This window comes from Haloarcula sp. JP-L23 (assembly GCF_011602445.1).
Taxonomy (GTDB): domain Archaea; phylum Halobacteriota; class Halobacteria; order Halobacteriales; family Haloarculaceae; genus Haloarcula; species Haloarcula pellucida.
The window spans coordinates 1114624-1137989 of record NZ_CP050014.1 but is presented as its reverse complement, the minus strand read 5'-3'; the positions used below and the strand labels follow the sequence as shown (position 1 = coordinate 1137989).

At 68.5% G+C, this 23366-nt stretch carries 20 protein-coding genes and 1 pseudogene; 11 read left to right on the top strand and 10 right to left on the bottom strand.

The window, feature by feature from the left end; translation table 11 throughout:
• Positions 1 to 6: 6 nt before the first annotated feature.
• Entirely contained in the window at positions 7 to 1392 is a 1386-nt protein-coding gene (locus G9465_RS05740; RefSeq protein ID WP_166968248.1) for an LVIVD repeat-containing protein, read from the bottom strand.
• Between the two features lie 72 nt (positions 1393 to 1464).
• On the opposite strand from G9465_RS05740, the gene G9465_RS05735 reads away from it, so the two are divergent.
• Positions 1465 to 2202: an SDR family NAD(P)-dependent oxidoreductase gene (locus G9465_RS05735; protein WP_166968247.1), complete on the top strand. Its 738-nt coding sequence runs from the start codon at positions 1465 to 1467 to the stop codon at positions 2200 to 2202.
• Between the two features lie 14 nt (positions 2203 to 2216).
• Here G9465_RS05735 and G9465_RS05730 read toward each other — a convergent pair whose 3' ends face one another.
• Complete coding sequence (locus tag G9465_RS05730) at positions 2217 to 2801, bottom strand: LURP-one-related/scramblase family protein (RefSeq protein ID WP_166968246.1); 585 nt, start codon at positions 2799 to 2801, stop codon at positions 2217 to 2219.
• A 117-nt stretch (positions 2802 to 2918) separates the two neighbouring features.
• Between G9465_RS05730 and uvrA the strand changes: the two genes are divergently transcribed.
• The 4 genes from uvrA (at position 2919) to G9465_RS05710 (ending at position 10875) form a co-directional block, all read left to right on the top strand.
• Entirely contained in the window at positions 2919 to 5909 is a 2991-nt protein-coding gene (gene uvrA / locus G9465_RS05725; protein WP_166968245.1) for an excinuclease ABC subunit UvrA, read from the top strand.
• 73 nt (positions 5910 to 5982) lie between these two features.
• Positions 5983 to 7866: a prolyl oligopeptidase family serine peptidase gene (locus G9465_RS05720; RefSeq protein ID WP_166968244.1), complete on the top strand. Its 1884-nt coding sequence runs from the start codon at positions 5983 to 5985 to the stop codon at positions 7864 to 7866.
• 45 nt (positions 7867 to 7911) lie between these two features.
• On the top strand, positions 7912 to 9879 hold the full coding sequence (locus G9465_RS05715) for a pentapeptide repeat-containing protein (protein ID WP_166968243.1): 1968 nt from the start codon (positions 7912 to 7914) through the stop codon (positions 9877 to 9879).
• A gap of 39 nt (positions 9880 to 9918) precedes the next feature.
• Positions 9919 to 10875, top strand: coding sequence for a hypothetical protein (locus tag G9465_RS05710; protein WP_166968242.1), 957 nt, complete (start codon positions 9919 to 9921; stop codon positions 10873 to 10875).
• Here the strand turns inward: G9465_RS05710 and G9465_RS05705 are convergent.
• Positions 10872 to 11258, bottom strand: coding sequence for a hypothetical protein (locus tag G9465_RS05705; RefSeq protein ID WP_166968241.1), 387 nt, complete (start codon positions 11256 to 11258; stop codon positions 10872 to 10874). The genes G9465_RS05710 and G9465_RS05705 overlap by 4 nt on opposite strands.
• A gap of 107 nt (positions 11259 to 11365) precedes the next feature.
• Between G9465_RS05705 and G9465_RS05700 the strand changes: the two genes are divergently transcribed.
• Both G9465_RS05700 and G9465_RS05695 read left to right on the top strand, forming a co-directional pair.
• Positions 11366 to 11815: a DUF5518 domain-containing protein gene (locus tag G9465_RS05700; protein ID WP_166968240.1), complete on the top strand. Its 450-nt coding sequence runs from the start codon at positions 11366 to 11368 to the stop codon at positions 11813 to 11815.
• Positions 11816 to 11916: 101 nt separating this feature from the next.
• Positions 11917 to 13043: pseudogene (locus G9465_RS05695) on the top strand (geranylgeranyl reductase family protein).
• Here G9465_RS05695 and G9465_RS05690 read toward each other — a convergent pair.
• Positions 13044 to 13292, bottom strand: a complete 249-nt coding sequence (locus G9465_RS05690) for a hypothetical protein (protein ID WP_166968239.1) — start codon at positions 13290 to 13292, stop codon at positions 13044 to 13046.
• An 83-nt stretch (positions 13293 to 13375) separates the two neighbouring features.
• Between G9465_RS05690 and G9465_RS05685 the strand changes: the two genes are divergently transcribed.
• Both G9465_RS05685 and G9465_RS05680 read left to right on the top strand, forming a co-directional pair.
• A complete protein-coding gene (locus G9465_RS05685; RefSeq protein ID WP_166968238.1) occupies positions 13376 to 13603 on the top strand; it encodes a hypothetical protein in 228 nt (75 codons plus the stop codon).
• A gap of 140 nt (positions 13604 to 13743) precedes the next feature.
• Complete coding sequence (locus G9465_RS05680) at positions 13744 to 13893, top strand: hypothetical protein (RefSeq protein ID WP_166968237.1); 150 nt, start codon at positions 13744 to 13746, stop codon at positions 13891 to 13893.
• A 110-nt stretch (positions 13894 to 14003) separates the two neighbouring features.
• Here G9465_RS05680 and G9465_RS05675 read toward each other — a convergent pair whose 3' ends face one another.
• The 5 genes from G9465_RS05675 to G9465_RS05655 all read right to left on the bottom strand — a co-directional run bounded on the left by G9465_RS05675 (position 14004) and on the right by G9465_RS05655 (position 19700).
• Positions 14004 to 15041 (bottom strand): PAS domain S-box protein, encoded by a 1038-nt coding sequence (locus G9465_RS05675; RefSeq protein ID WP_166968236.1) that lies wholly within the window; start codon positions 15039 to 15041, stop codon positions 14004 to 14006.
• A gap of 55 nt (positions 15042 to 15096) precedes the next feature.
• Positions 15097 to 16179 (bottom strand): aminomethyltransferase family protein, encoded by a 1083-nt coding sequence (locus G9465_RS05670; protein ID WP_166968235.1) that lies wholly within the window; start codon positions 16177 to 16179, stop codon positions 15097 to 15099.
• A 38-nt stretch (positions 16180 to 16217) separates the two neighbouring features.
• Positions 16218 to 17462: a carboxypeptidase-like regulatory domain-containing protein gene (locus G9465_RS05665; protein WP_166968234.1), complete on the bottom strand. Its 1245-nt coding sequence runs from the start codon at positions 17460 to 17462 to the stop codon at positions 16218 to 16220.
• Between the two features lie 78 nt (positions 17463 to 17540).
• Complete coding sequence (locus G9465_RS05660; protein ID WP_166968233.1) at positions 17541 to 18485, bottom strand: sugar kinase; 945 nt, start codon at positions 18483 to 18485, stop codon at positions 17541 to 17543.
• An 87-nt stretch (positions 18486 to 18572) separates the two neighbouring features.
• A complete protein-coding gene (locus tag G9465_RS05655; RefSeq protein WP_166968232.1) occupies positions 18573 to 19700 on the bottom strand; it encodes an ATP-grasp domain-containing protein in 1128 nt (375 codons plus the stop codon).
• A 231-nt stretch (positions 19701 to 19931) separates the two neighbouring features.
• Between G9465_RS05655 and G9465_RS05650 the strand changes: the two genes are divergently transcribed.
• On the top strand, positions 19932 to 20870 hold the full coding sequence (locus tag G9465_RS05650; RefSeq protein WP_166968231.1) for a glycosyltransferase: 939 nt from the start codon (positions 19932 to 19934) through the stop codon (positions 20868 to 20870).
• A 23-nt stretch (positions 20871 to 20893) separates the two neighbouring features.
• On the opposite strand, the gene mutL is transcribed toward G9465_RS05650, so the two are convergent.
• Complete coding sequence (mutL, locus tag G9465_RS05645) at positions 20894 to 23029, bottom strand: DNA mismatch repair endonuclease MutL (protein WP_166968230.1); 2136 nt, start codon at positions 23027 to 23029, stop codon at positions 20894 to 20896.
• A 129-nt stretch (positions 23030 to 23158) separates the two neighbouring features.
• Between mutL and G9465_RS05640 the strand changes: the two genes are divergently transcribed.
• Positions 23159 to 23323 carry a hypothetical protein gene (locus G9465_RS05640; RefSeq protein ID WP_166968229.1) on the top strand — a complete coding sequence of 55 codons (165 nt, stop codon included), beginning with the start codon at positions 23159 to 23161 and terminating at the stop codon, positions 23321 to 23323.
• Positions 23324 to 23366 lie beyond the last annotated feature (43 nt).

The following is a 23366-nucleotide window of genomic DNA, read 5'->3' as shown; positions in this document are numbered from 1 at the left end:
GACGCCTCAGCGCCGAAGTCGCCACGCTACGAGACCGACGGCCGCGAGCGCCGCGGCTACGCCGAACCCGTCGCCGGCGGCCCCGACGATGGGTACCCCGCCGCCCGTGGCCGAATCAGTCTCATCGGTGGATGCCCCGAGACGCGGGTCCGGGAAGGTGTAGACGCCGGGGGCGACCTCCGACCCGGCGTTGGCGTTCGTGTTGGCCGCGAGGAAACACCCAGTACCCCGCTGGGCCGTCCAGAACGACGTCGTCTCGGAGTCGCGCCACGCGAACACCTCGCGCGGAGAGGCGGGGTCGCGGACGTCGTGGACGGTGACGCCGCCGTTGTACCACGCCGCGTAGCAGCGGCCGTCGGTGAGTTCGAAGTTGTGCGCCGTCGTCAACACGCCGCCGGGCGTCGGGTCGCTCGTCGGCGGCGGGCCGATAGTGGCGACGGACTCGGGGGCCGTCTCGTCGGTAACGTCGAACAGTTCGATGCCACTCGGGCCGCCAGAGCCGTCGTCGTCGAGGTCCCACGACTCGCTCCCCACGCCGAGGAGCGTCGCGTCCTCGTTGACCGTGACGAAGTGGTCGTTGCCCGGCGGTTCGCTCCGCTCGACGGACGGTGATTCGACGTCGGCCAGTGCCGCCGGATCGCGCCCGCGAACCCGCGAAACGAGCGAGACGTCGACCGGGTCCGAGACGTCCAGAATCCACGTCCCGGCGTCCCAGTACGCGAGATAGGCCCGGTCACCGTGGACCCACACGTCGTGCAGGGGGCGGAGGGTTCCGGGCACGTCTCGCCACGCCTCGTCGGCGTCGAACAGCGACCACGTCCCGGCCTCCCGTTCCGTCTCGGTGTCGACGACCAGCAGGGGGTTCCCCTCGCGACTGTTGGCCGTGAGGTAAGCGTACCGGCCGTCGAAGTCGCAGTTGTGGACGACGGTGTCGACCTCGTAGCCGCCGACCCGGTCGAGCGACTGACGGTCGGTCACGTCGAAGACGACGAGGCCGTGAGCGCCCTCTGCGGGATGGGCCGGGCCGGTGACGAGGAGTCGCTCCCCGAGGAGCGCGAGGTCCTGCACTTCCTCCATCGGCCCCTCGGCGCTGTCGGCCAGCAGGTCCGTCCGGTGGGTGATAAGGCGCGGATTCGTGGGGGTGGTGACATCGACGACGGCGACCCCCGTCCCGGTGGCGACGTAGGCAGTGTGGCCGTCCGGACTGGTGACCAGTTCGTGGGCACCCGGCAGGTCGAGCGTCCCGAGTGTGTCGCGGCCGGTCGGCGTCCCCGCGGGCGTTCGGGCGGTGCCGTCGTCCGTCGGCGTGGGATGGCCGCTGGCAGCGCCAGTGACCGCGGCGGCCCCGACGCTGGCGGCGCCGACGCGCCGGAGGAACGTCCGCCGATACATACCCGTCCTCGGGGTGGGACGGCAAGAAGCCTTCCGGTGGGGGTTTTCATCCGGGCGCTCCTTAGCGATGGTATGCTCACACCGGACCTCGACGGCCGCACCGCACTCGTGACCGGGAGCGCGAAGGGCGTCGGCCGCGAACTCCTGCTCGCTATCGCCGACCACGGGGCCGACGTGGCCGTCCACTACAACACGAGCGCCGAGGCCGCCGCCGAGGTGGCCGAGGCGGCCCGCGAACGGGGCGCGACGGCGACGACGGTACAGGGCGACGTGACCGATCCCGACGCCGTCGACGCCATCTTCGAGAGCGTGGAGGCCGACCTCGGGCAAGTCGACGTGCTGGTCAACAACGTCGGCGCGTTCGCCCCCTCGTACTGGGAGGACATCGACTACGAGACGTGGCGGACGGTGATGACGACGAACTTCGACGCCACCTGCCTCTGTGCGAAGCGTGCCCTCCCGGCGATGCGCGAGGGGTCGTGGGGCCGCATCGTCAACGTCGGCTACGCCACCGCCGAGCGGACCTACGTCGACCCCGTGAACTTCCCGTACTACGTCGCGAAGGCCGGCGTCATCATGTTCACGCGGATGCTCGCCGCCGAGACCCAAGACGACGGCATCACGGTCAACGCCGTCTCCCCCTACACCGTCGAGAACTCCGACGAGTTCCCCGACGACCTGCCGCGCGGGCGACCGGCCTCCTTCGAGGACATGCAACAGGCGCTCCTCTTTTTCCTCGACGAGGACTCCGACTACATCTCCGGGGAGAACGTCGAAGTCGACGGCGGACTGGTGCCAGAGCAGTTGTAGACCGGATCGGCCGCTCAGTTGCCCTGAATCGCGTCGATGACCATCGCCGCAGCGATGATGGGTTCTTTCGGGACGGAACTGGCGTCGTCGATGGTTATCTCGTAGCGGTCCTTCAGCGAGAACTGACCGTCGATGTTGCCGACGTGGTCGCCGTTCCGGTCGGTGATCTCGTACTTGTGGGGGATCCAGTGACCGAAGGGAAGGACGTTCCGGGCCAGCGTCACCATCGCGCCACGGGAGTTTATCTCGGCGAGTTTCTCCTCGGTCTGGGCGTCGCGAACCTTCCACGTGTCCTGCAGGATGGAGTAGTCGTTGTCGAGGACGACGACGTCCTCGCCCGTCTGGGAGTCGGTCAGGACGTAGTTGCCGGCCACGTCGATGATGCCGCCGGCGTTGACCTCGAACACCTCGTTCCCGTCGGCGTCCACGAACGGGAACTTCTCTTTGAGTTTGAACATCTTCTGCTTGCCCCGCAGGACGACGTTGCCGGCGGCGTCCATCGCCTTGTACTTGTTCCGGACGAGGCTCTGCTCGACAGTGTACGTGTCGTCTGTGAGTTCGATTCCCTGTATGTCGTACTTCGACGTCGACTCGCTCATACACCCGACTCACACAGCGGCGACTTGAAACTTTTCGTAGGGTTTCGTATCAGATGAAAATAGGGTGCGCGGGCAACCGACAGGGTTTCACGAATCCCGTCCCTGGGGAACCCATAGATGAGCAAGGACGTCATCGAGGTCAGGGGTGCAGAGGAACACAACCTCAAGGACGTCGACGTGGAGATTCCACGCGAGGAACTCACCGTCGTCACGGGGCTGTCGGGGTCGGGGAAGTCGTCGCTCGCCTTCGAGACGGTGTACGCGGAGGGCCAGCGACGCTACATCGAGTCGCTGTCAGCCTACGCCCGCAACTTCCTCGGTCAAATGGACAAGCCACAGGTCGAGAACGTCGAAGGCCTCTCACCGGCCATCTCAATCGACCAGAAGAACGCCGCCAACAACCCCCGCTCGACGGTGGGGACGGTCACGGAACTCCACGACTACCTCCGTCTGCTGTACGCCCGCGTCGGCGTGCCACACTGCCCGGAGTGTGGCCGCGAGGTTGGCGAGCAGTCCGCCCAGAACATGGTCTCGCGCATCCTCGAACTCCCCGAGGGGACTCGCGCGAAACTGTGTGCCCCGGTCGTCCGCGACCAGAAGGGAGCCTTCGAGGACCTGTTCGACGACCTCGTGGGTGACGGCTACTCGCGCGTCGAAGTCGACGGCGAGGAGTACGACCTCACCCTCGACCGGCCCGAACTCGACGAGAACTACGACCACACCGTCGACGTGGTGGTCGACCGCGTGAAGGTCTCCGCGGACGCTCGCTCGCGCATCAACGACTCCGTCGAGACGGCCCTGACCGAAGCCGACGGAACGCTGAAGGTCGTCCTGCCGGCCCCGCCGGAGGGGGCCGCCGACGCGCTCGGCGGGTCGACCGCCCGCGCGACCGGAGACCTGGCCGACGCCGAGGCGGACGAGGAAGCCGCCGACGAGGACCGACTCGTCGTCGAACTCTCCGAGGACCTCGCCTGTACGCACTGTGGCATCGACATCTCCGAGGTCGAGACCCGCTCGTTCTCGTTCAACTCGCCCCACGGCGCCTGTCCCGAGTGTGAGGGACTGGGCGAGACGAAGGAGGTCAGCGAGGACCTCGTGATTCGGGACGCCTCGAAGCCGCTCAAGCACGTCTTCGAGCCGTGGAGCTACGACCGGACCTACTACTCCCGGCAACTGGACAACGTCGCCGACCACTTCGGCGTCTCGCTGGAGACCCCCTTCGAAGAACTCGACGAGGCGATTCAGCGGCAGTTCCTCTACGGGACCGACGACGTCGTCCACTTCCAGTGGCGCACGAAAAACGGCACGCGGGAGAAGACCGAACGCTTCGAGGGGGTCATCCCGAACCTCGAACGCCGCCACGTCGAGACGGACTCCGACCGCGCCCGCGAGCACATCGAGGAGTTCATGGCGACGACGACGTGTCCCGCCTGCGAGGGGACCCGCCTGAAAGCCGAGTCCCGCGCGGTGCTGGTGGACGGCACGGCCATCACCGAGGTCAACCGGATGTCCATCGGGGACGCGCTCGAACACTTCGAGGGGCTGGAGGCGAACCTCTCGGCACGGGACACGAAGATCGCCGAGGAGATTCTGAAGGAGATTCGCGCCCGTCTTGGCTTCATGCAGGAGGTCGGACTGGAGTACCTCACGTTGGACCGCGAGGCGTCCACCCTCTCCGGCGGCGAGAGCCAACGCATCCGGCTGGCGACGCAAATCGGCTCCGGTCTGGTGGGCGTCCTGTACGTACTGGACGAACCCTCTATCGGCCTCCACCAGCGCGACAACGACCGCCTGCTGAACACGCTGGAGGAACTGCGCGATTTGGGCAACACCCTGCTCGTCGTCGAACACGACACCGAGACGATGCGCCGGGCCGACCAGATAATCGACATGGGTCCGGGGCCGGGCAAGCGCGGCGGCGAAGTCGTCGTCAACGGCCCGCAGGAGGAACTGATGAACACCGAGGAATCGGTCACCGGCGACTATCTGGCCGGCGACCGGGCGATTCCGGTGCCCGACGAGCGCCGCGAGGCCGACGGCCACCTCACGGTCGCGGGCGCACGCCAGCACAACCTCGCTGACTTAGACGTCGAGTTCCCGCTGGGCACGTTCACCGCCATCACCGGCGTCTCCGGGTCCGGGAAGTCGACGCTGATGCACGACATCCTCTACAAGGGACTGGTCCGCCGGATGAACGACACCGACGTCAACCCCGGCGAACACGACGCTATCGAGGGCATCGACCAGATAGAGACGGTGCGCCTCATCGACCAGTCACCCATCGGCCGCACCCCGCGGTCGAACCCCGCGACCTACACCAACGTCTTCGACCACATCCGCGAACTGTTCGCCGAGACGAACCTCGCCACACAGCGCGGCTACGAGAAAGGGCGCTTCTCCTTCAACGTCAAGGGCGGCCGGTGTGAGGCCTGCGGCGGGCAAGGGACCGTCACCATCGACATGAACTTCCTCTCGGACGTACAGGTTCCCTGTGAGGAGTGTGGCGGCGCCCGCTACAACGACGAGACGCTGGACGTCGAGTTCAAGGGCGCGACCATCGCCGACGTGCTGGAGATGAGCGTCGAGGAGGCCTACGACTTCTTCGAGAGCCACCCCGGAATCCGCCGTCGCCTCCAGTTACTGAAAGACGTGGGGCTGGACTACATGACGCTCGGCCAGCCGTCGACGACGCTCTCGGGCGGGGAGGCCCAGCGGGTCAAACTCGCCGAGGAACTGGGCAAGAAAGACTCCGGCGAGACGCTGTACCTGCTGGACGAACCCACGACGGGACTCCACCCCGAGGACGAACGGAAACTCATCGACGTCCTCCACCGCCTGACTGACGACGGCAACACCGTGGTCGTCATCGAACACGAACTGGACCTCGTGAAGAACGCGGACCACATCGTCGACCTCGGCCCCGAAGGCGGGGAGAACGGCGGCGAACTCGTCGCCGAGGGCACCCCCGAGGCAGTCGCGCGGACCGAAGCGTCGTTCACCGGCCAGTACCTGCGTGACCTCCTCCCCGACGTCGAACTGGAAGGGCCGCGCGCCGACCGCGACCCCGTCGAGGGCGACGACGCCGCGGCGAAGGCCGACGACGACTGACGACAGGGCCCGGACCTGTCCTGTCGTATCCGGGCAGAACTTCTACATGCGGACCGGTCCTGTGTCGGGCTGAATGTCTGACCCTGACAGTTCGGAGACACTCGAGGCGCTCGCCAGTCTGCCCACACTGGCACATCCGACCGCGTCCCCCGACGGCGAGTCCGTCGCCTTCTACTACGACGGCACCGGCCGCAACGAACTGCACGTCCTCGACCCCGACAGCGGCGAGTCCGAACGGTGGAGCGACGGCGAAGTCCCACGGAACGCCCGCTGGCACGTCGAGTGGAGCGCCGACGGCGAGCGCGTGTTCTTCCACCTCGACGACGCCGGCGACGAACAGAACGACGTGTACGCCATCGACCGGGGCGGGGCCGTCGAACCGGTCGTCGAGATGGACGGGCAGGTCGTCATCCACGACGTCGGCGAGGACGGCGAGACGCTGCTGGTCGGGTCGACACGCGACGGGCAGATGAACCTCTACGGCCACGACCTCTCGACCGGGGAGACGGCGAAACTGACCGACTACGAGCGGGCCGTCTGGACCGGTCTGCTCTCGCCCGACGGGGACCGAGTCGCCTACACGACCAACGAGGCCGAGGACTTCGAGAACATGGACGTGTATCTGGCCGACGCCGACGGCTCGAACCCCCGGAACCTCGGCGTCGGCGAGACGGGCGCGGAGGCGGCACCCGTCGACTGGGACCCGGACGGCGACCGACTGCTGGTCTCGGACAACAGCGCCGACCTGACGCGGGCCGGCGTCTACGACCTCGAAACCGACGAGGTTGCGTGGTTCGGCGGCGAGTTCGAGGAGGAGCCACACGGCTTCACGCCCGACGGCGAGCGCTTCCTCGTGACGCGGACCCGCGAGGCCGCGAAGATGCCCGTCGTCTACGACGCCGAGTCGGGCGAGGCCCGCGAACTCGACCTCCCCGAGGGCGTCGCCACGTTCGCCGGGGAGTCGACGTTGGCCGACGACCGGGTCCTGCTGACCCACACGACGCCGACGCGCCGGCCCGACCTGCTGGCATACGACCTCGCGACCGACGAGTACGAGACGCTCGTCGAGGCCGAGTACGGTCCGTTCTCGCCCGAGGACTTCGCCGACGCCGAGTACTTCACCGTCGCGTCGGACGGCGTTCCAGAGACGCCGCAGGCCGCCGTCGACCACGACCCCTACGAGACGCTGGACATCGGCGCGTTGCTGTACGACTCCGGCGAGCGGCCGTCGCCGCTCGTCGTCAACCCACACGGCGGCCCGCGCGGGATGGACACGAAGTCCTTCGACCTCTACACGCAGTTCCTCGTCCAGCGGGGCTTCTCGGTGTTGCAGGTGAACTACCGGGGGTCGACCGGCCGCGGCCGCGAGTTCGTCCAGCGACTGTACGACGACTGGGGTGGGGCCGAACAGGGCGACGTGGCGACGGCCGCCGAACGCGTCCTCGACACGCGCGAGTGGGTCGACGACGAGCGCGTGGCCGTCTTCGGCGGGTCCTACGGCGGCTACTCGGCGTACTGGCAGATGGTCCAGTACCCCGACCTCTACGACGCCGGCGTGGCGTGGATAGGCCTCACCGACCTCGAAGACCAGTACGAGAACACGATGCCCCACTACCGCACGGAACTGATGGAGAAGAACCTCGGGACTCCACAGGAGAACCCCGACCTCTACCGTGAGCGGTCGCCCGTCGAGTACGTCGAGAACCTCGCGGCCCCGCTGTTCGTGCTCCACGGCGTCAACGACCGCCGCGTCCCCGTCTCGCAGGCCCGCCTGTTCCGGGCGGCGTTGGACGACTTCGGCTATACAGAGGGTCCCAAGGGTGACTACGAGTACGAGGAACTCGGCGAGGAGGGCCACGCCTCCTCGGACATCGACCAGAAGATTCGACTGTTCCAGTTGCTCGACGACTTCCTCGACCGGCGCATCGGCACCGAGGCCGTCGCCGCCGACGACTGAGCGGACAGCACTTATTACGGTCCCTGCCGACGGGTTCGAGTACTGATGGTCTGGTCGGGCGCGGGGGACGGCCAGTGTCGCTTCCAGTGTGAACCGGCGGCACAGCACGAGTCGATAGCCGACAGTGAGACGTGGCGCTGTCCACACGACGCGATGGCCGACGCCGACCACTGCCCGTTCCACCGTCCGCCCGCCGAGACGCCCGCGGACGTCGACGTGTCGGCGGCGTTCTTAGACGCCGTGGAGTCGGGCGCGGACGGCGACCGGACGGCACGCCGTCGGTCGAAGCAGTTCCTCGGGGCCGACATCGCGACGCTTGACCTCTCGATGGCGGTGGTCGACGCCACGGACAACTACCCGATAGACCTCCGGGGCGCCAGCATCGACCGGCTGGACGGCACCGACAGCGAGGTCGGCCAGCGGCTGGACCTCCGGGGGGCGACCGTCGGCGAGCTGCGGCTCGACGGCGTCTACCACGAACTCGACGCCCGCGGGGCGACCGTCGAGTCGGGCGCGTTCGCCGGCGTGCGCGTCGACGGCGTGGACTGCCGGGACGCCACCTTCGAGGCTGTCGACTTCGACCGGGCGAGCGTGGGGGAAGCGGCGTTCGACGACGCCACCGTCGGCGACGGCTCCTTCCACCACACCGACTTCGGGATGGCCGACTTCGACGACGCGACGTTCGGTGGGGGCTACTTCAACGAGACGAGCTACGACGAGGCGGTGTTCGAGCGTATCGAGGCCGAGCGGTTCTACCTTCCCGACGCGACGCTCGCCGGTGGCACCTTCGCCGACGCGGCGGTGTCGATGAAACTGGTGCTGAAGAACTCGACGTTCGTCGGCACCGACTTCACCGGACTGGACGCCGAGCGGGTCGACCTCACGGGGAGCACGCTCGTCCGCCCGACCGTCGACGACGCGACGGTCGCGGACCTCCAGTTAGACGAGGCGACGCTGGCGAGTCCGCGGCTCACCGACTGCGTGGTCGACCGCGTGACCGCCGCGGACGTGCGCTGTCTCGGCGTCGTGGCCGTCGAGGACTGCACCGTCGACACTGTCGACCTGTCGCCGATGGCCGCGGGCCCCGACGGAGTCGCGCTCGTGTCGCTGTCCGGGAGTGCGGTCGGCGGCGGGACGCTGGGCCAACCCGCCGATGGGACGGTCGTCTACGACCTCGAACAGGCCACGCTGGGGACGGTGAAGTTCACCGGCGGGGGGTCGGACGGGCCGCTGGACCGACTGGCGTTCCACCGGACTCGCTTCGACGGGTTCGACGTGCGGGACGACGACGACGTCGACCTGGAGGCCGCCGACTACCGCCTCCACGAACTCGCCGACGCGCTCGCGGCCCCGCTTCGGACGACGGTCGCGTATCCGAACGCACTCGAAACGGTGGTGGATGCGGCCGGCGACGAGACGGTCGCCGCACTGCTGGAGCGAGCGGCGACCCGGGCGGCCGACCAGTCGCTCCCGGCAGAGGCCCGCGAGCGTTACGACCGGTTGGCGACGGCCGTCGAGGGGACCATCCCGGCCGCCGACGGCGAGGTGACCTACCTCCGGGCGAAGAACGGCGCCAACGACATCGCGGACAACACCGCCGCCTCCGCCTTCTTCGTCTCGCAGTTGGCCTATCGCCGCCGGACCCACGCCGGTCGCGTCGTCGACAGGAGTACACCGCTCTGGGGCCGGGTCCGGAGCCTCGGTCGCTGGGGGCTGAACGGCTTCCTGTTCCTGACGACGGGGTACGGCGAGCGCCCCTCCTACACGCTCGGCGCGTCAGTGGCGCTCGTCGTCGGCTACGCGGCCCTCTACCTCGCGCTCGCGCCCCGCCTGTTCGCCGACGTGGGGCAGTACCTCCAGTTGAGCCTCGGGTCGTTCATCGCCTTCTTCCTCGGCGGCGTGGGGGCCGTCGACGACGGGATGGTCAACGTCGTCGCACAGTCGGAAGCGTTCCTCGGGGCCTTCTTCATCGCGCTGTACGTGTTCGCGCTGACCCGGTCGGTCAGCCGGTGAGCGCGCAATCTTTCTGCCCCTCGCCGACGTAGGAGTGGTATGGACACGTGCTACGCCGCTCTCTCGGACCGGTTGCTCGTCGGGTCGGGCGAGTGGACCGAGCGCCTGCGCGACCACACGCTCGAATGCGTCGCCGCCGACGAGCGAGCGCCCGACCGGGCCTTCGTCGGGACGGTCGGTGCAAGACTCCAGCGAACGACCGACGGGGGCGAGACGTGGGAACGAGTACTGGACGCAGCCGACAGAGTGACGAGCGTCACCGTCAGTCCACACGACGAAGACGTGGTGTGGGCGGGCACGGAGCCGAGCGCCGTCTATCGGTCGACGGACGGCGGCGAGACGTGGACCGAACGGGACGGCCTCACGGACCTCGACTCGGCCTCGCGGTGGTCGTTCCCGCCGCGGCCCCACACCCACCACGTCCGGTGGCTGGCCGTCGCCCCGGACGACCCCGACCGGGTGTACGTCGCCATCGAGGCCGGGGCGTTCGTCCGGAGCGAGGACGGCGGCGAGACGTGGGTCGACCACCCCGCTGGCGGGCGACGTGACAACCACACGCTGGCCGTCCACCCCGACGCCCCGGCGAGGGTGTACACGGCCGCTGGCGACGGCTACGCCCAGTCAGAAGACCGCGGCGAGACGTGGCAGTACCCCCAGACCGGACTCGACCACCGCTACGTCTGGGGGCTGGCGGTCCACCCGAACGACGCCGACTGCGTGGTCGTCTCGGCCGCGAGCGGTCCCCGGTCGGCCCACTCGACGACGGGCGAGAGCTACGTCTATCGGTGGGCCGGCGACCGGTGGGAGACGGCGATGGACGGCCTCCCGGCCCCCGATGGCCTCTCGCGGGCGGTGCTGGCACCGGACCCCGACGGGGCGATATGCGCGGTGACGAACCACGGCCTGTTCCGGTCGGCCGACGGGACGGACTGGGACCGGGTCGGGTCGTGGGAGGCGGCGTACGAGCAGGTGCCACGCGGCCTCGCCGTCGTCTAGAGGAGCGAGCCCAGCGCGACGACGAGAGCCGTCGAGACGGCGCTGAAGACGGCGGCGATACCGAGAATCGTCGCGGCGCGCTTGCGGTCGGCAGCGACGGCTTCACGTTCGGCGACCGACCCGGCGGCGCCGCCGGACCCCGAGAGGTCGTACCGGGCCAGCGCTCCGAAGGCGACACAGAACCGGAAGTAGTCCTGTAGGACGCCGAGCCACCCGCCAAAGAGGAACGGCGCGGTGGCCCACAGTGCGCCGGTCGGGAGCACGGAGAGCGCGACGGCGAGGACGATAGCCGCGGCGACGCCGAACGACCCGATACCGGCCTGCCGACGCGCGCGACGCTGTGTCGACCCGATGTTACACACCCCTGGCTGATACGCTTCCATACCGGTCGAGACGGGCTGAAGCGACAAATATCGTCAGGACCCGACCACCGACCCGCAATCGTGGCGTTTAGATTGAATTTATGTAGTTCGGTATAGAATAATCGGTTGTGACCCGGATTGGTTCCCTCCACCCCGAACTGAGTGTGACCTGGACGTACGCCATCCCCGGCGGTCTGGCGACGATTCCGTTCACCGTGGCCAGTTACTGGAGCAGCGGCGAAGCGATGGCGTTCTCGTCGGTGTTCGTCGCCGCAGTGGCCACCGGCTACCTCGCGAAGCGACACGGCCTCGAGAGTACCCCCGTCGGCGTCCGGACCGGACTCGTCGGCGCCCTGCCGGTCGCCTTGCTACTGGCGGACATCCTCGGCGCCGCCACCGCACTGGGCGGTCCGCTGCCGTTCGTGGCGGCGGCGAGCGTCTTGACGGCCGGCTTTCTGGTGACGATACTCGGACTGGTCGTCGGGCTCTCCGTGCTGTTGGGCTGGGCGGGCGGGCGACTCGGCGGCTGGCTCGCGGAACGAAACAGCCACGGACGGCCGCCCGCGGTCGGTAACTGAGACGAGCCAGCACGCCGTTTGCCCGCTCGAAACGAGAGTGTCCCGGCCGTTTCCGACACGAATCGAGAAAGTACTTGTCTCGCGGCGCCGACGCGACACGTATGCACGATGTCGTCGTCGTCGGCGTCGGCCCCGCTGGCGCCCGCTACGCCCGGCGGGCCGCCGAGCAAGGGTACGACGTTCTCGCGTTCGAACAGGGGACGGTGGGCGAACCGTTGGCCTGTTCGGGCCACGTCAGTACCGACGTCTGGGCCTACACCGACGACGCCCGCGACGAACTGCTCCAGAACGAGGTGTCCGGCGCGCGCTTCCACACCGACGGGCCGGGCAGCGACGCCCACCCCTTCTACAAGGACGAGGTCATCTCGAACGTCATCGACCGCGTCGGGTTGGACCGCCACCTCGCGGAGTTGGCCCGCGAGGCCGGGGCCGACGTCCGCGAGGAACACACCGTCGTCGGGGTTAGCGAGGGTCGCGAGACCCTCGGAAACGCGAGCGGGGAGGAACACGACCCGCGAGCGGACCACGTCACCGTCGAGGTGAAAGGCCCGGACGGTATCGAGACCCACCGCGCGAGGATGGTCGCCGGGTGTGACGGCCCGAAGAGCCGCGTCCGGCGGGAACTCGGCCTCCCCGAACCCGACGAACTGCTCCACGGGTCCTCGGGTTCGACGAGACGGCCGACCACGGCGACTTCGTCGACGTCCACCTCACCGTCCCGAAGTTCTTCGCGTGGCGCATCCCCCGCGGCGAGGCGGGCGTCGAGTACGGACTGGCGGTGCCGCCGGGCGACGACGCCCGGGAGCGCTTCGAGACGTTTACAGACGGTTACGACGCAAACGTGACACGGCGCTGTTCGGGCCTCATCCCCATCGGCCCGCCGAAACGCGTCACGGGCAGGCGGTCGTTCCTTATCGGCGACGCCGCCGCCCAGACGAAACCGTTCACCGGCGGCGGCATTCTCTACGGCATGACCGCCGCGGACCACGCGGCCCGCGAAATCGACCCCGAGGACCCGGCGACGCTGGGCGATTACGAACGCGCGTGGCGCGACGACCTGCGACAGGAGATACGACTTGGCCACGCCGTGCGGGCGGGCTACTCGGTACCGAAAGTAGTTCAGAAGGCGGGTCTGAAGGCGTTCGAGGGCGAAATCGGCGTCCACATGGACCGGCCGACGACGCTGTTCTCCCGCGAGCAACTGAAGGCGCTGCTGTCTCGGTCGTAATCAGTTCGCCGCCACCGTCTGCCGAAGTCCCAGCCACACCCGCTTGTAGCCGAGCATGTAGAGGCCGGCATACAGCAAGACGGCGCCCATCCACAGTTCCCAGAGTCCGAACACCGACTGGCCGGCGAGCAGGTTCGAGAGCCCAGCGCTCTCCGTGAGGGCGCCGACGACGGTCAGCAGGCCGGCGACCAGCGCAGAGAGCAGGAGGCCGAGCAGTTCAGCCAGCGATTCAGAGGCGAATCCGTTCATCAGCGATGCGTATGCCGATGTGAATTATAACCCTTTCCCCGCAAAGCGCAAGCGGTTAGTGAGTCCACAGCGACCCGGCGAGTATGACACAGTACCGCGATATGGACCACGGACTGTTGGCGAAACGGGGCTTCTTCCTCGGTGTCGGCCTCTTCGCGTTCGGCGCGCTCGGCGAACTCCTCGGGCACACGCTTCTCGGACCGTTCCCGGCGTGGGGCGACGTGCTGCTGACCGACATGGTAGCGCTCGGCATCCTGCTGGGCCTGCTCTCGCCGCTCGTGTTCGGCATCGTCCTCCCACTCATCGAGTGAAGCGGCGACTCGGTCCGACGTAGCTACCGTCGCCAGCCCCCAGTCCGCCGCACGAAGGCCGCTCACTGCACCGTCGCCTCGGCCGTTGTCGCACTGTTCGGGCGCGTTCGTCGGCCGCTGGCACTCGGGTCCGGGGGCGCGTGACGCTCTCTGCCGTTTTCGCCGGCAAGAACGTCCAGACGGATCGCCAGCGTGGCCGCCCGCGGTTCGCGGCGGCAGTCGCGGGGACGGTCCTCGGACCGTGGCTCACTCTCGCACCGCTGCAGTACCAGACCGTCGGGGCCCGCTGACGGCGGTGACGCAGGTCGGCGGGACGTGTCTCGCCGCGTTCTCGGCGTACACGGGGCTGGTGACCGTCGAGTACTACGGGCGAACCGGAGTTCGCGGAAGACGACGTGGGCTACTCGTGACCCGACTCGGGCCGTTGCAACCGGACGGCTGCGACCGTCCCGCCGTCGTCGGGCGATTCGAGTGAGAGGTCGCCGCCGCAACTGTCGAGTACCCACGTCACGAGCCACAGTCCGAGTCCCTGTCCGTGTTCCAGTGGTGACTCTGTCTTCTGTTGGATGGCGCGTCGCTCGGTCTCCGGGATACCCGGTCCGTCGTCGACGACGCGGAGGACGACTTCGTCGTCGGACTCTCGAATCGAGACGGTGACGGTCGGTCGGTCACTGCCGTGTTCGAGCGCGTTCTGGACCAGTTCCTGCACGACGAGTCGAACCGCACTGGTCGCCAGTACGGGGACCGGCGACGTGCTCTCGACGGTCACCGTCGCTTCCGGGAAGTCAGTCGTCTGCTCCTCGACGACATCGTCGACGACGGCGGCGAGGTCGTGAGTCGAGAGGTCCTCGGCGGAACGGACGCCAGTGCTGAGTTCTCTGACACCCTCCGAGATCGATTGGATGCGCTCCGCGGCCGCACAGATGTGTGCCGCCTGTCGTTCGAGGGCCTCGTCGTCGACCTGTTCGCGGAGGTACTCCGACCGACCCGTGATGACGGTGAGTTCGTTCCGGAGATTGTGACGGAGTATCCGTTCGAGTACCGCCAGTTGCTGTTCGCTCCGCCGTAGTTCGGTGATGTCCCGGACGATACCGACGGTCCCCCGGTATCCTTCGGCCGCCGGAAGCATCGCGATGGTCACCTCCGCGATACGCCGCGTCCCGTCGCCGGGGGTCACCTGAATCTCCACGGTTTCGGCGTCCCGTTCACCGTGCACGAGAGAGCGAATGACTTCGACACAGCGTTCGATGGCACGGTCGGTGAGCAACAGCGCAACCGAGCGACCGATGAGTTCCGACCGGGAATAGGTCACGTGGTCGACGAGGGCGTCGTTGACGTACTCGAAACATCCCTGCTCGTCGAGCGTGTACATCGGGTCACCGGCCGCTTCGACGATAGTTTCGAAGGGCGTCGGGGCTTCACCGCCGGTGTCCGACATGGATAGTGGTTGAGCGGACCCCGTGTTAACTATTGCTCCGCTCGAGAACCGGCGTTCAGTACTGTGGGAGGCGAGCCGAGACTGCCGACCCCTCGACGAACGGCAGGTCGGTCTGCATCGCCTCGACGCCCTCGCCATCGACGCGGACCGTCAGGGCCGCGTCTGGCAGGTCCCAGTCGACCGCCGCCATCGCGATGGGTGCCTCGCGCATCGGACTGTTGGTGGCGCGGGTGACCTCGCCGACGTGTTCGTCCCCGGCGAAGACGGCGGCACCGGCGTCGGGCAGTTCGTCGACGGCGAGGCCGACCAGCCGGGACGGGGGATGGCCACGGTTCTCGATGCGGGAGACGACTTCCTGCCCGACGTAACACCCTTTATCGAAGTCTAAGGCGTTGCGCAGACCGAGTTCGTTCGGGACGTGCCCCTCGATTTCGGTGTCGAACAGCGGCGACCCGGCCTCCATGGTGAGCGTCTCCCACGTCCGGTAGCCAAAGGGGACGGCGTTCAGCCCGCGGTTGACGAGCGTATCGAACACCGGTTCGGCGTCGTCGGCCGCACACACCACGTCGTAGCTCTCCTCGCCGGCGAGGTTGTCGGTGCGGATGACCGAGACGCCCACGTCGCCGAGTTCGCCCCGGTTGAACGAGAGGGGTGCCTCGGGCGAGGCGGCCTGATGGAGGACGCTCGCAATCTTCTCGGTGGCCTTCGGGCCGTGGACGCCGAAGGTGGCGAAGTCGTCGGTCGCGACCCGGACGTCGACGTCCTGGATGAACGTCTTCTCTTGCCACTCCTCGGCCAGCGCTGTAGCTTCCTGTGGCGGGGTAAAGACGAGCAAGCGCTCGCCAGCGTTGTAGACGTACATATCCGTCTCGACGCGTCCCTGCGGGTCGAGTAAGAGCGCGTAACAGCCCTGCCCGTCTGTGTCGGGGACGCGGTTCGAGACGGCGTTGTCGACGTACTCGACCCGGTCCGCGCCGGTGACGACGAGGACGCCGTAGCCGAACTCACAGACCCCGACGACGTTCCGAACCGCGCGGTGGGTTCGCTCGGGACGGCCGTAGGTGTCGACGACGCGGCGGCCGCCGACCTCACGGAACGTCGCCTCGTGGGCAGCGTGTACCTCCTCGAGGACAGTCATTGCTCACGGATGGGTGCCTCGCGCCCAAAAGGGTCCCGCTACCGCCGCCGGAGCGCCAGCACCACGAGCAAGGCGAGTGCGACGACGACCGTCACCGGCGTGAATCCGTCCCCGCTCTCGCCGACCAGTCCGCCGCCGCCGTCGGTCGGCGTCTCGGTGTCCGTCGGCGTCGCCGTCTCGGTAGCCGTCTCGGTCGACGTGTCCGTCGCGTCCGGGTCGATACCCTCGACGCTGGCCGTCGCCGAGAGGTCGCCCGTCGTCGCGGTGAAGGTCACGTTCCCCGCGGCGTCAACCGGGACCGTCGCGACGCCTGCGTCGTCGGTCGTGCCGACAGTCTCCCCGTTCCGCGTGACGGTCGCGTTCACCACGGGGTCGCCGTACTCGTCGGTCGCTTCGAGACGGACCGTCTCGCCGACGACGACCCGTTCGTTGGCGGGCGCGAGTTCGATCCGGGGCGTCCGCCGGATGGCCACGTCGACCGACGTGGGCGACTCGCGGACCCGAACCTGCCGTCGACTGGTTTCGTAGCCCTCTTTGGTCACTTCGAACGTGTACTGGCCGTTGACCGGGACGCTGATGGTCGCCTCGCCGTCCGAGAGCGTCTGGACGGTGCCGACCGACGGGACGGCGACGGAGGCGTTTCGAAGCGGTCGGGAGCTCCGGAAGTGGTCGTCGGTGACGGTGACGGTGACAAGCACCGACCCCTCTGCGACCGTCAGCGTCGCCGCAGTCTCACCGGTGACTGCCAGTCGCGTGGAGTTCCGGAAGTAGCCGTCCTTCGACGTGAGGACGCGGTACTCGCCCGCCTCGACTGTGGGCGTCTCGACCACGCCGTCGGCGTCCGTGCGCTGGTCCGTGACGAACTGGCCCGACCGATAGAGTTGGACCCGTGCGTTCTCGACCGGGGCCCCCTCGGTGTCACGCACTGTCAGCGTCGCACTGGCGCTCTTCGAGACCGGCACCTCGACCGACCGGGCGGTCGCGTCGGCGACGAGGTACGGCGAGTTGCGGATGTACCTGTCGTCGTCTACGTGAATCCGCACGTCGGCATCCCCGGGAACGTCGAGGAGCGCCTGTCCGTTGGCCCGCGTCGTCTCGTTGACCGGGCCGCCCGCTCCGTCGTTCCACGTGGCGTAGACGTCGACGTCGCTCAGTGGGTCGCCGTTCTGGTCGACGATGGTGACCGTAAGCGTCACCCGGTCACTCTGCGCGGCACCGACGCCGACGGGAGCGACCACGGCGAGGACGACGGCGAGGACGAGTGCCGAGCGAAACGAGGACATACGCGGTGGTAAGGGAGCCCGCGTTAACAGTATAGTCGGCTTATTCCGGTCAGAAAGAGGTTTCCCGCCAGTCTCCGGTCACCGACCGCGATCGGACTGTGACTCGACGAGGCGTTCGACTTCGGCCTGTTCGAGCGGTGTGAGCGGCCCGGGCATCGTCCGGGTCAGCGCCGCCGCGGCGCTCCCGTATGCGAGTGCGTCGTCGGTCGGCGCACCGTCGGCGAGTCGCTGGAGGACGGCCCCGACCAGCGCGGCGTGTTGCCCGGAGCTATCGACGGCGGCCGTCTCGAAGGCGTCCTGTTCGTGGACGACGGTGTCGTGGTAGGCGACGACGCCGTGTTCGCTGCGCGTGAGGATGACCCGAGAGAAGTCGTACTCGGCCGCGAGGGTATGGACGAGTTCGCGGGGCCGCCCCGTCTTGTCGAAGACGGCCTTCGCCTGATCCTCGCTCGCGAACAGCAAGTCCACCGCGTCGAACAGATCCGAGAGCGTGTCGTGGGCGGTCTCGGCGCTCCAGAGCCCCGGGTGGTAATCGAGGTCTAACGCCCGCATCCCCGGCGCGGCGCGGAGGAGCGCCCCGGCCGTCTCCGCCGCCGTCGCCGAGAGGGCGGCCATCGACCCGGCGGTGAACACGACGTCGGCGTTCTGAATCCGTCCCATCGGTATCTCGCCGGGCGTGAGCGTCGCCATCGCGGTATCGCCGCGGTCCTGCAACAGTCTGCTCTGTCGCGGCGCAGCGGCGTCCTCGTAGAAGGTCAGGCCCTGCCGTCCGTCGTCGTCGTCGGCCCACACCACGTCCGTCTCCAGTCCGTGCTCGTGGAGTTCGGCGACGACGCGGCGGCCCAGCGGCGTGTCCGGCAGTTTCGAGAGCCAGACGGCGTCGCCGCCGAGTCTGCTCGCCGTCGCCGCGACGGTGCTCGCGGTGCCGTCGGCCCGCATCCGTACCTCGCGGGCCGTCTCGAAGCGCTGTCCGTCCGGCGGGACAAAGCGGAGCGCCGTCTCGCCGAAAGTAACCAGTGACATACCCAGCGTATCGAGAGACTGGGGCTTAGTTCAACCGGCCGACTCGGCGTACGATTCAGCCCGTCGGCCGTGCCGGGCCACCGGCGGTCAGTTGACCGGGCCGTCGACGCTGACGACGGCCGACGCCATCGCACGAGCGCCCTCGGCGACGTGAGGGAGCGGGTCCGTGAGTTGGAGGTTCGACTGGGTCGACCGCGAGAGCAGGTCGGCGGCGACCGCCGGAGCGCTCCGCGGACGTTTCACGGCGTGCAGGAGGTCGCCGGAGAGCGGCCAGTGGTACCGGGCCGGCGTGAATTCGAACGCCGGCATCGTCCCCTCGGAGAGGTACTCCAGCAGCGCGAGCGGGAAGTTCATCCCCGAGGCGACCCCCAGCCCCATCGACCCCCAGAACTTCGGGTTACATTCGAGCAGTCGAGGGTTTCCGTCGGCGTCGTTCTTGAACTCCAGCATCACGACGCCGCTCCAGTCGAGTGCCGACAGCAGGGGGTCGGCGTACGCGTACAGTTCCGGGTCCGAGAGGGACTCGGCACAGACGCTCTTGCCACCCGACGGCGGCGACTCGCGGATACGCCGGTGGGCGTAGTGGCCGCGACACTCCCCGTCGACGTAGAGACCGAAGAAGCCCCGGCCCCGACCGTTCAGGTAGGCCTGATAGACGGGGTCAGAGTCGTGAGTCTCCATGTAGGTCAGGTACGTGGACCGGAGTTCCGCCGGGGACCCGACGTACCGGAGGAAACGCGGCTCCGTCTCGCTCCCCGTCTTGAACACGCCCGACGGGCCGACAGTCTCGACAGCGCGTGTGACGTCCGACGACGACCGGATACGGACCGACGTGGGCGTCGGGATGTCGAACTCGCCGGCCAGCGAGTGCAGGTCGTGCTTGTCGATGGCCCGACGGAACGACGGTTTCGGCGGGAGAATCGGGTCGAGTGGGGCGGGAATCGTCTCTCGGTGTTCCGAGACGATTTCCGTCGTGCGTCCGCTGACCGGAAGGACGTACTCGTAGCCGTACTCCTCGACGACAGCGGCGAGTTGGGTCGCGTAGTCGTCGGCGTCGTCGGCCTCGATGCGGTGGTCCCGAGCGGTGTACCGGGAGGCGGCCGTCAGCGAGAACGGAAACTGTGCGACCACCCCGACTTCGTCGGCGACGGACTGGACGGCCCTGACCACCGTCAGCGACTTCTTCTCGAAGCCGTCGGTAACCAACACGTCCATACGACTATCTCTCTCACAGTATCGTGATTGTAATTACAAACTTACGTCGGGTAACCGGTTTCGGACCGCTCTGTGGACGCGACTGGCGCGTCGACCGGCCGAATCGGACCGGACACCGCACCGGTTCGCAAGCCGGCGGTATCGAACCTGCCCAATAAGGGCACTACTACCACGACACGGCCGACAATGGGGACACCATTACTTTGCGCCGCCGACGGGAGGACGCCACCGATGCGGTTCCTCCACCTCGTGACGCACCGTTCGCCCTTCTTCGACCGACGTATCGAGCGTCTCCGCGAGCGAGGACACGCCTGCGACGTCGTACCCGTTCCGGGCCGTGACAGCGACGACCGGGCCGAGCGCAAGGCGGCGCGTCGCTCCGTCCACCACTATCTCCGGTTCTACGGCCGGGTGCTCTCTGCGGTCCGGGACGACTACGACCTCGTCCACGCCCACTACGGCCTCACGGCACCGTTCGCGCTGGCCCAGCCACGTCGACCCGTCGTCCTCACCCTCTGGGGGTCGGACCTCATGGGGGAGTTTGGGTGGGTCAGCGAGCGCTGTGCCCGACTGGTCGACGAGACGGTCGTCATGAGCAACGAGATGGCGGCCGGCCTCGACGGCGACGCGACCGTCGTCCCGCACGGGGTGGACCTCGACCTGTTCCGGCCGATGGACCGGACGGCGGCCCGCCGCGAGGTGGGGTGGGACCCCGACGCCGCACACGTCCTGTTCCCGTACACGCCCGACCGGGACGTGAAGAACTACCCGCTGGCCGAACGCGTCGTCGACGGCGTTCGCTCACGCCTCGACCGTGAGGTCCGCCTCCACGCCGTCTACGAAGTGGAACAGGCGGCCGTCCCGACCTACATGAACGCGGCCGACGCGTTGCTGTTGACCTCGCGCCGTGAGGGGTCGCCGAACACCGTCAAGGAGGCGCTCGCGTGTAACCTCCCGGTGGTCGCCACCGACGTCGGCGACGTGCGGGAACGGCTGGACGGGGTGACGCCGTCGGCGGTCTGTGCCGACGAGGGCGAACTCGCCGACGCACTCGCGCGCGTCCTCGACCGGAGGGAACGGTCGAACGGCCGGTCGGCCGTCCGGTCGTTGGGCGTCGACCAGATGACAGCGCGGCTGGAGAGCGTGTATCGACGGGCGCTGGACGAGTGAGACGGAGTCACGCCCCCACGTCGTCACTCGCGCCGGCCGCCGTGGCCGGGGTAGTCCCGCTCGAATCGGTCTTCGAGTTCGCTCCGGTCGAGTTCGATGACGGTCGGCCGGCCGTGCGGGCACGCGTAGGGGTTGTCACAGTCGTCCAGCGCCGCCAGCAGGTCCCGGACCGACCCCTCCGTGAGTGACGTGTTGCCGGTAACCGACGGGTAACACGCGAGGTCACCGAGGAGTTCGTCGGCCGCTTCCTCCACCGTCGTCGCCGCCTCGCTCTCGCCGCCGACGAACGCGCCCAGCACGTCCCGAACGATGTCCGGCCCGGCGGCGTCGGCGATGACGCCCGGCAGCGTGCGGACCTCGACGGTTCGCTCGCCGGTCCGGGCGGTGTGGAAACCCAGACTCGCCAGCGCGTCGCTTCGTTCCTCGAACACGGCAGCCTCGCGGGCGGTGAGTTCGAGGTCGACCGGGTCCGCCAGCGCCTGCGTCGTCGTCTCACCGGCGAACTCGGCCTGCAGGCGCTCGTAGTTCACGCGCTCGTCGGCCGCGTGCTGGTCTATCAGGACGAGGCCGTCGTCGGTCTCGGCGACGACGTACGTCTCGTGTAACTGCCCCAGCACCCGCATCGACGGGAGCGTATCGTGGTTCGCCTCGGGTTTCTCGCCGAGTCGGGCCTGTTCGTGGCCGCCGGAGAACTTCCGGGCGGGCGGTACGTCTTCGGTCGGCGAACCGTCGGGCGTTCCGGACCCGCCGGCCGCCTCACCTGTCGAACGGGATCGGTCGTCGGACGGCGGCGTCGCCGTACCCGTCTCGCCGCCGCTCGTCTCGGCACGCTCGTCGGCGGTCGAGCCGTCGTCCCCGGCCGTTCGACCCGAAGCGGTGGTGTCGCCGGCCGTCGAGGTGGTGCCGTCACGCTCCGTCGCCCCCGCGTCGGCGGGCGTACTGGCCGTGTCGCCCGCCGCTGTCGTTTCGGTCGGCCGGTCCTCGGTCCCGTCACTAGACGGTGTCGCCGAGGTGGACGCGTCGGCACTGCTCGACCGCGACGGCGATATCTCCGTCTGCTCGGGCTGTGAGCGGCCGCGCGGGGCCGACGAGCGGAGCAGTCCCTCCCGCAGCAGGGCGTCCTCGACGGCGGTACGGACCTGCTCGCGGACCCCCTCGTCGTCGGCGAACCGGACCTCCATCTTCCGCGGGTGGACGTTGACGTCCACGTCGCCCGCCGGCACGTCCAGAAAGAGGACGGCGAAGGGGTAGCGGTCCGGCGCTATCTGGGTGCCGTAGGCGTCGACGACGGCGTCGTGGGCCGTCTTCGCGCGCACGTAGCGGCCGTTGACGTACGTCGAGAGGTACTCCCGGCCGGCGCGGTTGGTCTCGGGGTGGGAGACGAGGCCGGAGACGCCGTCGAGTGGCCCGTCCGGCAGGTCGTCGCCGCTCTGCGGGTCGCTTTGCTCCCCGCTTCGCCGGTTCCCGGGGCTGGCGCCCGCGCGGACCGCTATCATCGATTGCGCCACCTCCCGCCCGTAGACGGACAGCACCGTCTCGCGGAGGTCCCCCTGTCCGGTCGTGGCGAACGTCTCGCGGCCGTCGTGTTCCAGCGTGACGGCCACGTCGGGGTTCGCCAGCGCGTAACTCGTCGCGATGGTGTTGACGTGGGCGAACTCCGTCGAGGCCTGCTTGAGGTACTTCCGGCGGGCGGGGACGTTGTAGAACAGGTCGTCGACTTCGATGGTCGTCCCCTCCGGACACCCGGCGGGGTTCACCGCGGTCACCTCACCGCCCTCGACGACGAGTTCGGTGCCGACGTCGCCCCCGCGTGGCCGCGTCGTGATAGTCAGGCGCGAGACGGCCCCGATGGCGTGGAGGGCCTCGCCGCGGAAGCCCAGCGTCCCGACCCCGCCCTCCAAGTCGGCGATGTCCCGAATCTTCGAGGTGGTGTGTTGTTCGACGGCGCGCTGGACGCTCTCGCGGTCCATCCCGACGCCGTCGTCGGTCACGCGGATGCCCTCGGTACCGCCGCGTTCGACGGCCACCGTGACGCGGTTCGCGCCGGCGTCGATTGCGTTCTCGACGAGTTCCTTGACCACGGAGGCGGGTCGTTCGACCACCTCGCCGGCCGCGATACGTTCGACGGTGCGCTCGTCGAGTTGCTGAATGTCGGTCATGGCGTCCCCCGCATTGTCGTTGCCCTGCGGTAACGGACGGGGCGACTTGAGACTGTCTCCAGCGAGTGTCGGCCTGTATATGGAAATAGTTAACATTCCACAGTACCCATCCTCGTCCGGTGAGCCCCTATGTGCCACCACAGAGGATACAGCCCGGATTGGAGCCGTGACCGCGCTGACGAGAGGACCGGCCCGGACGAGGAGCCGTCAGAAGAAGCGGAGATACCGTCGTTCCTCAACGACGAGGAGACAGACGTCGAGGTGCTGACCGACGGCGGCGACGAAGAGGCATAGCACACACCGTTTTTCCAAGACAGCGAACCGTACAGTCAAGTGG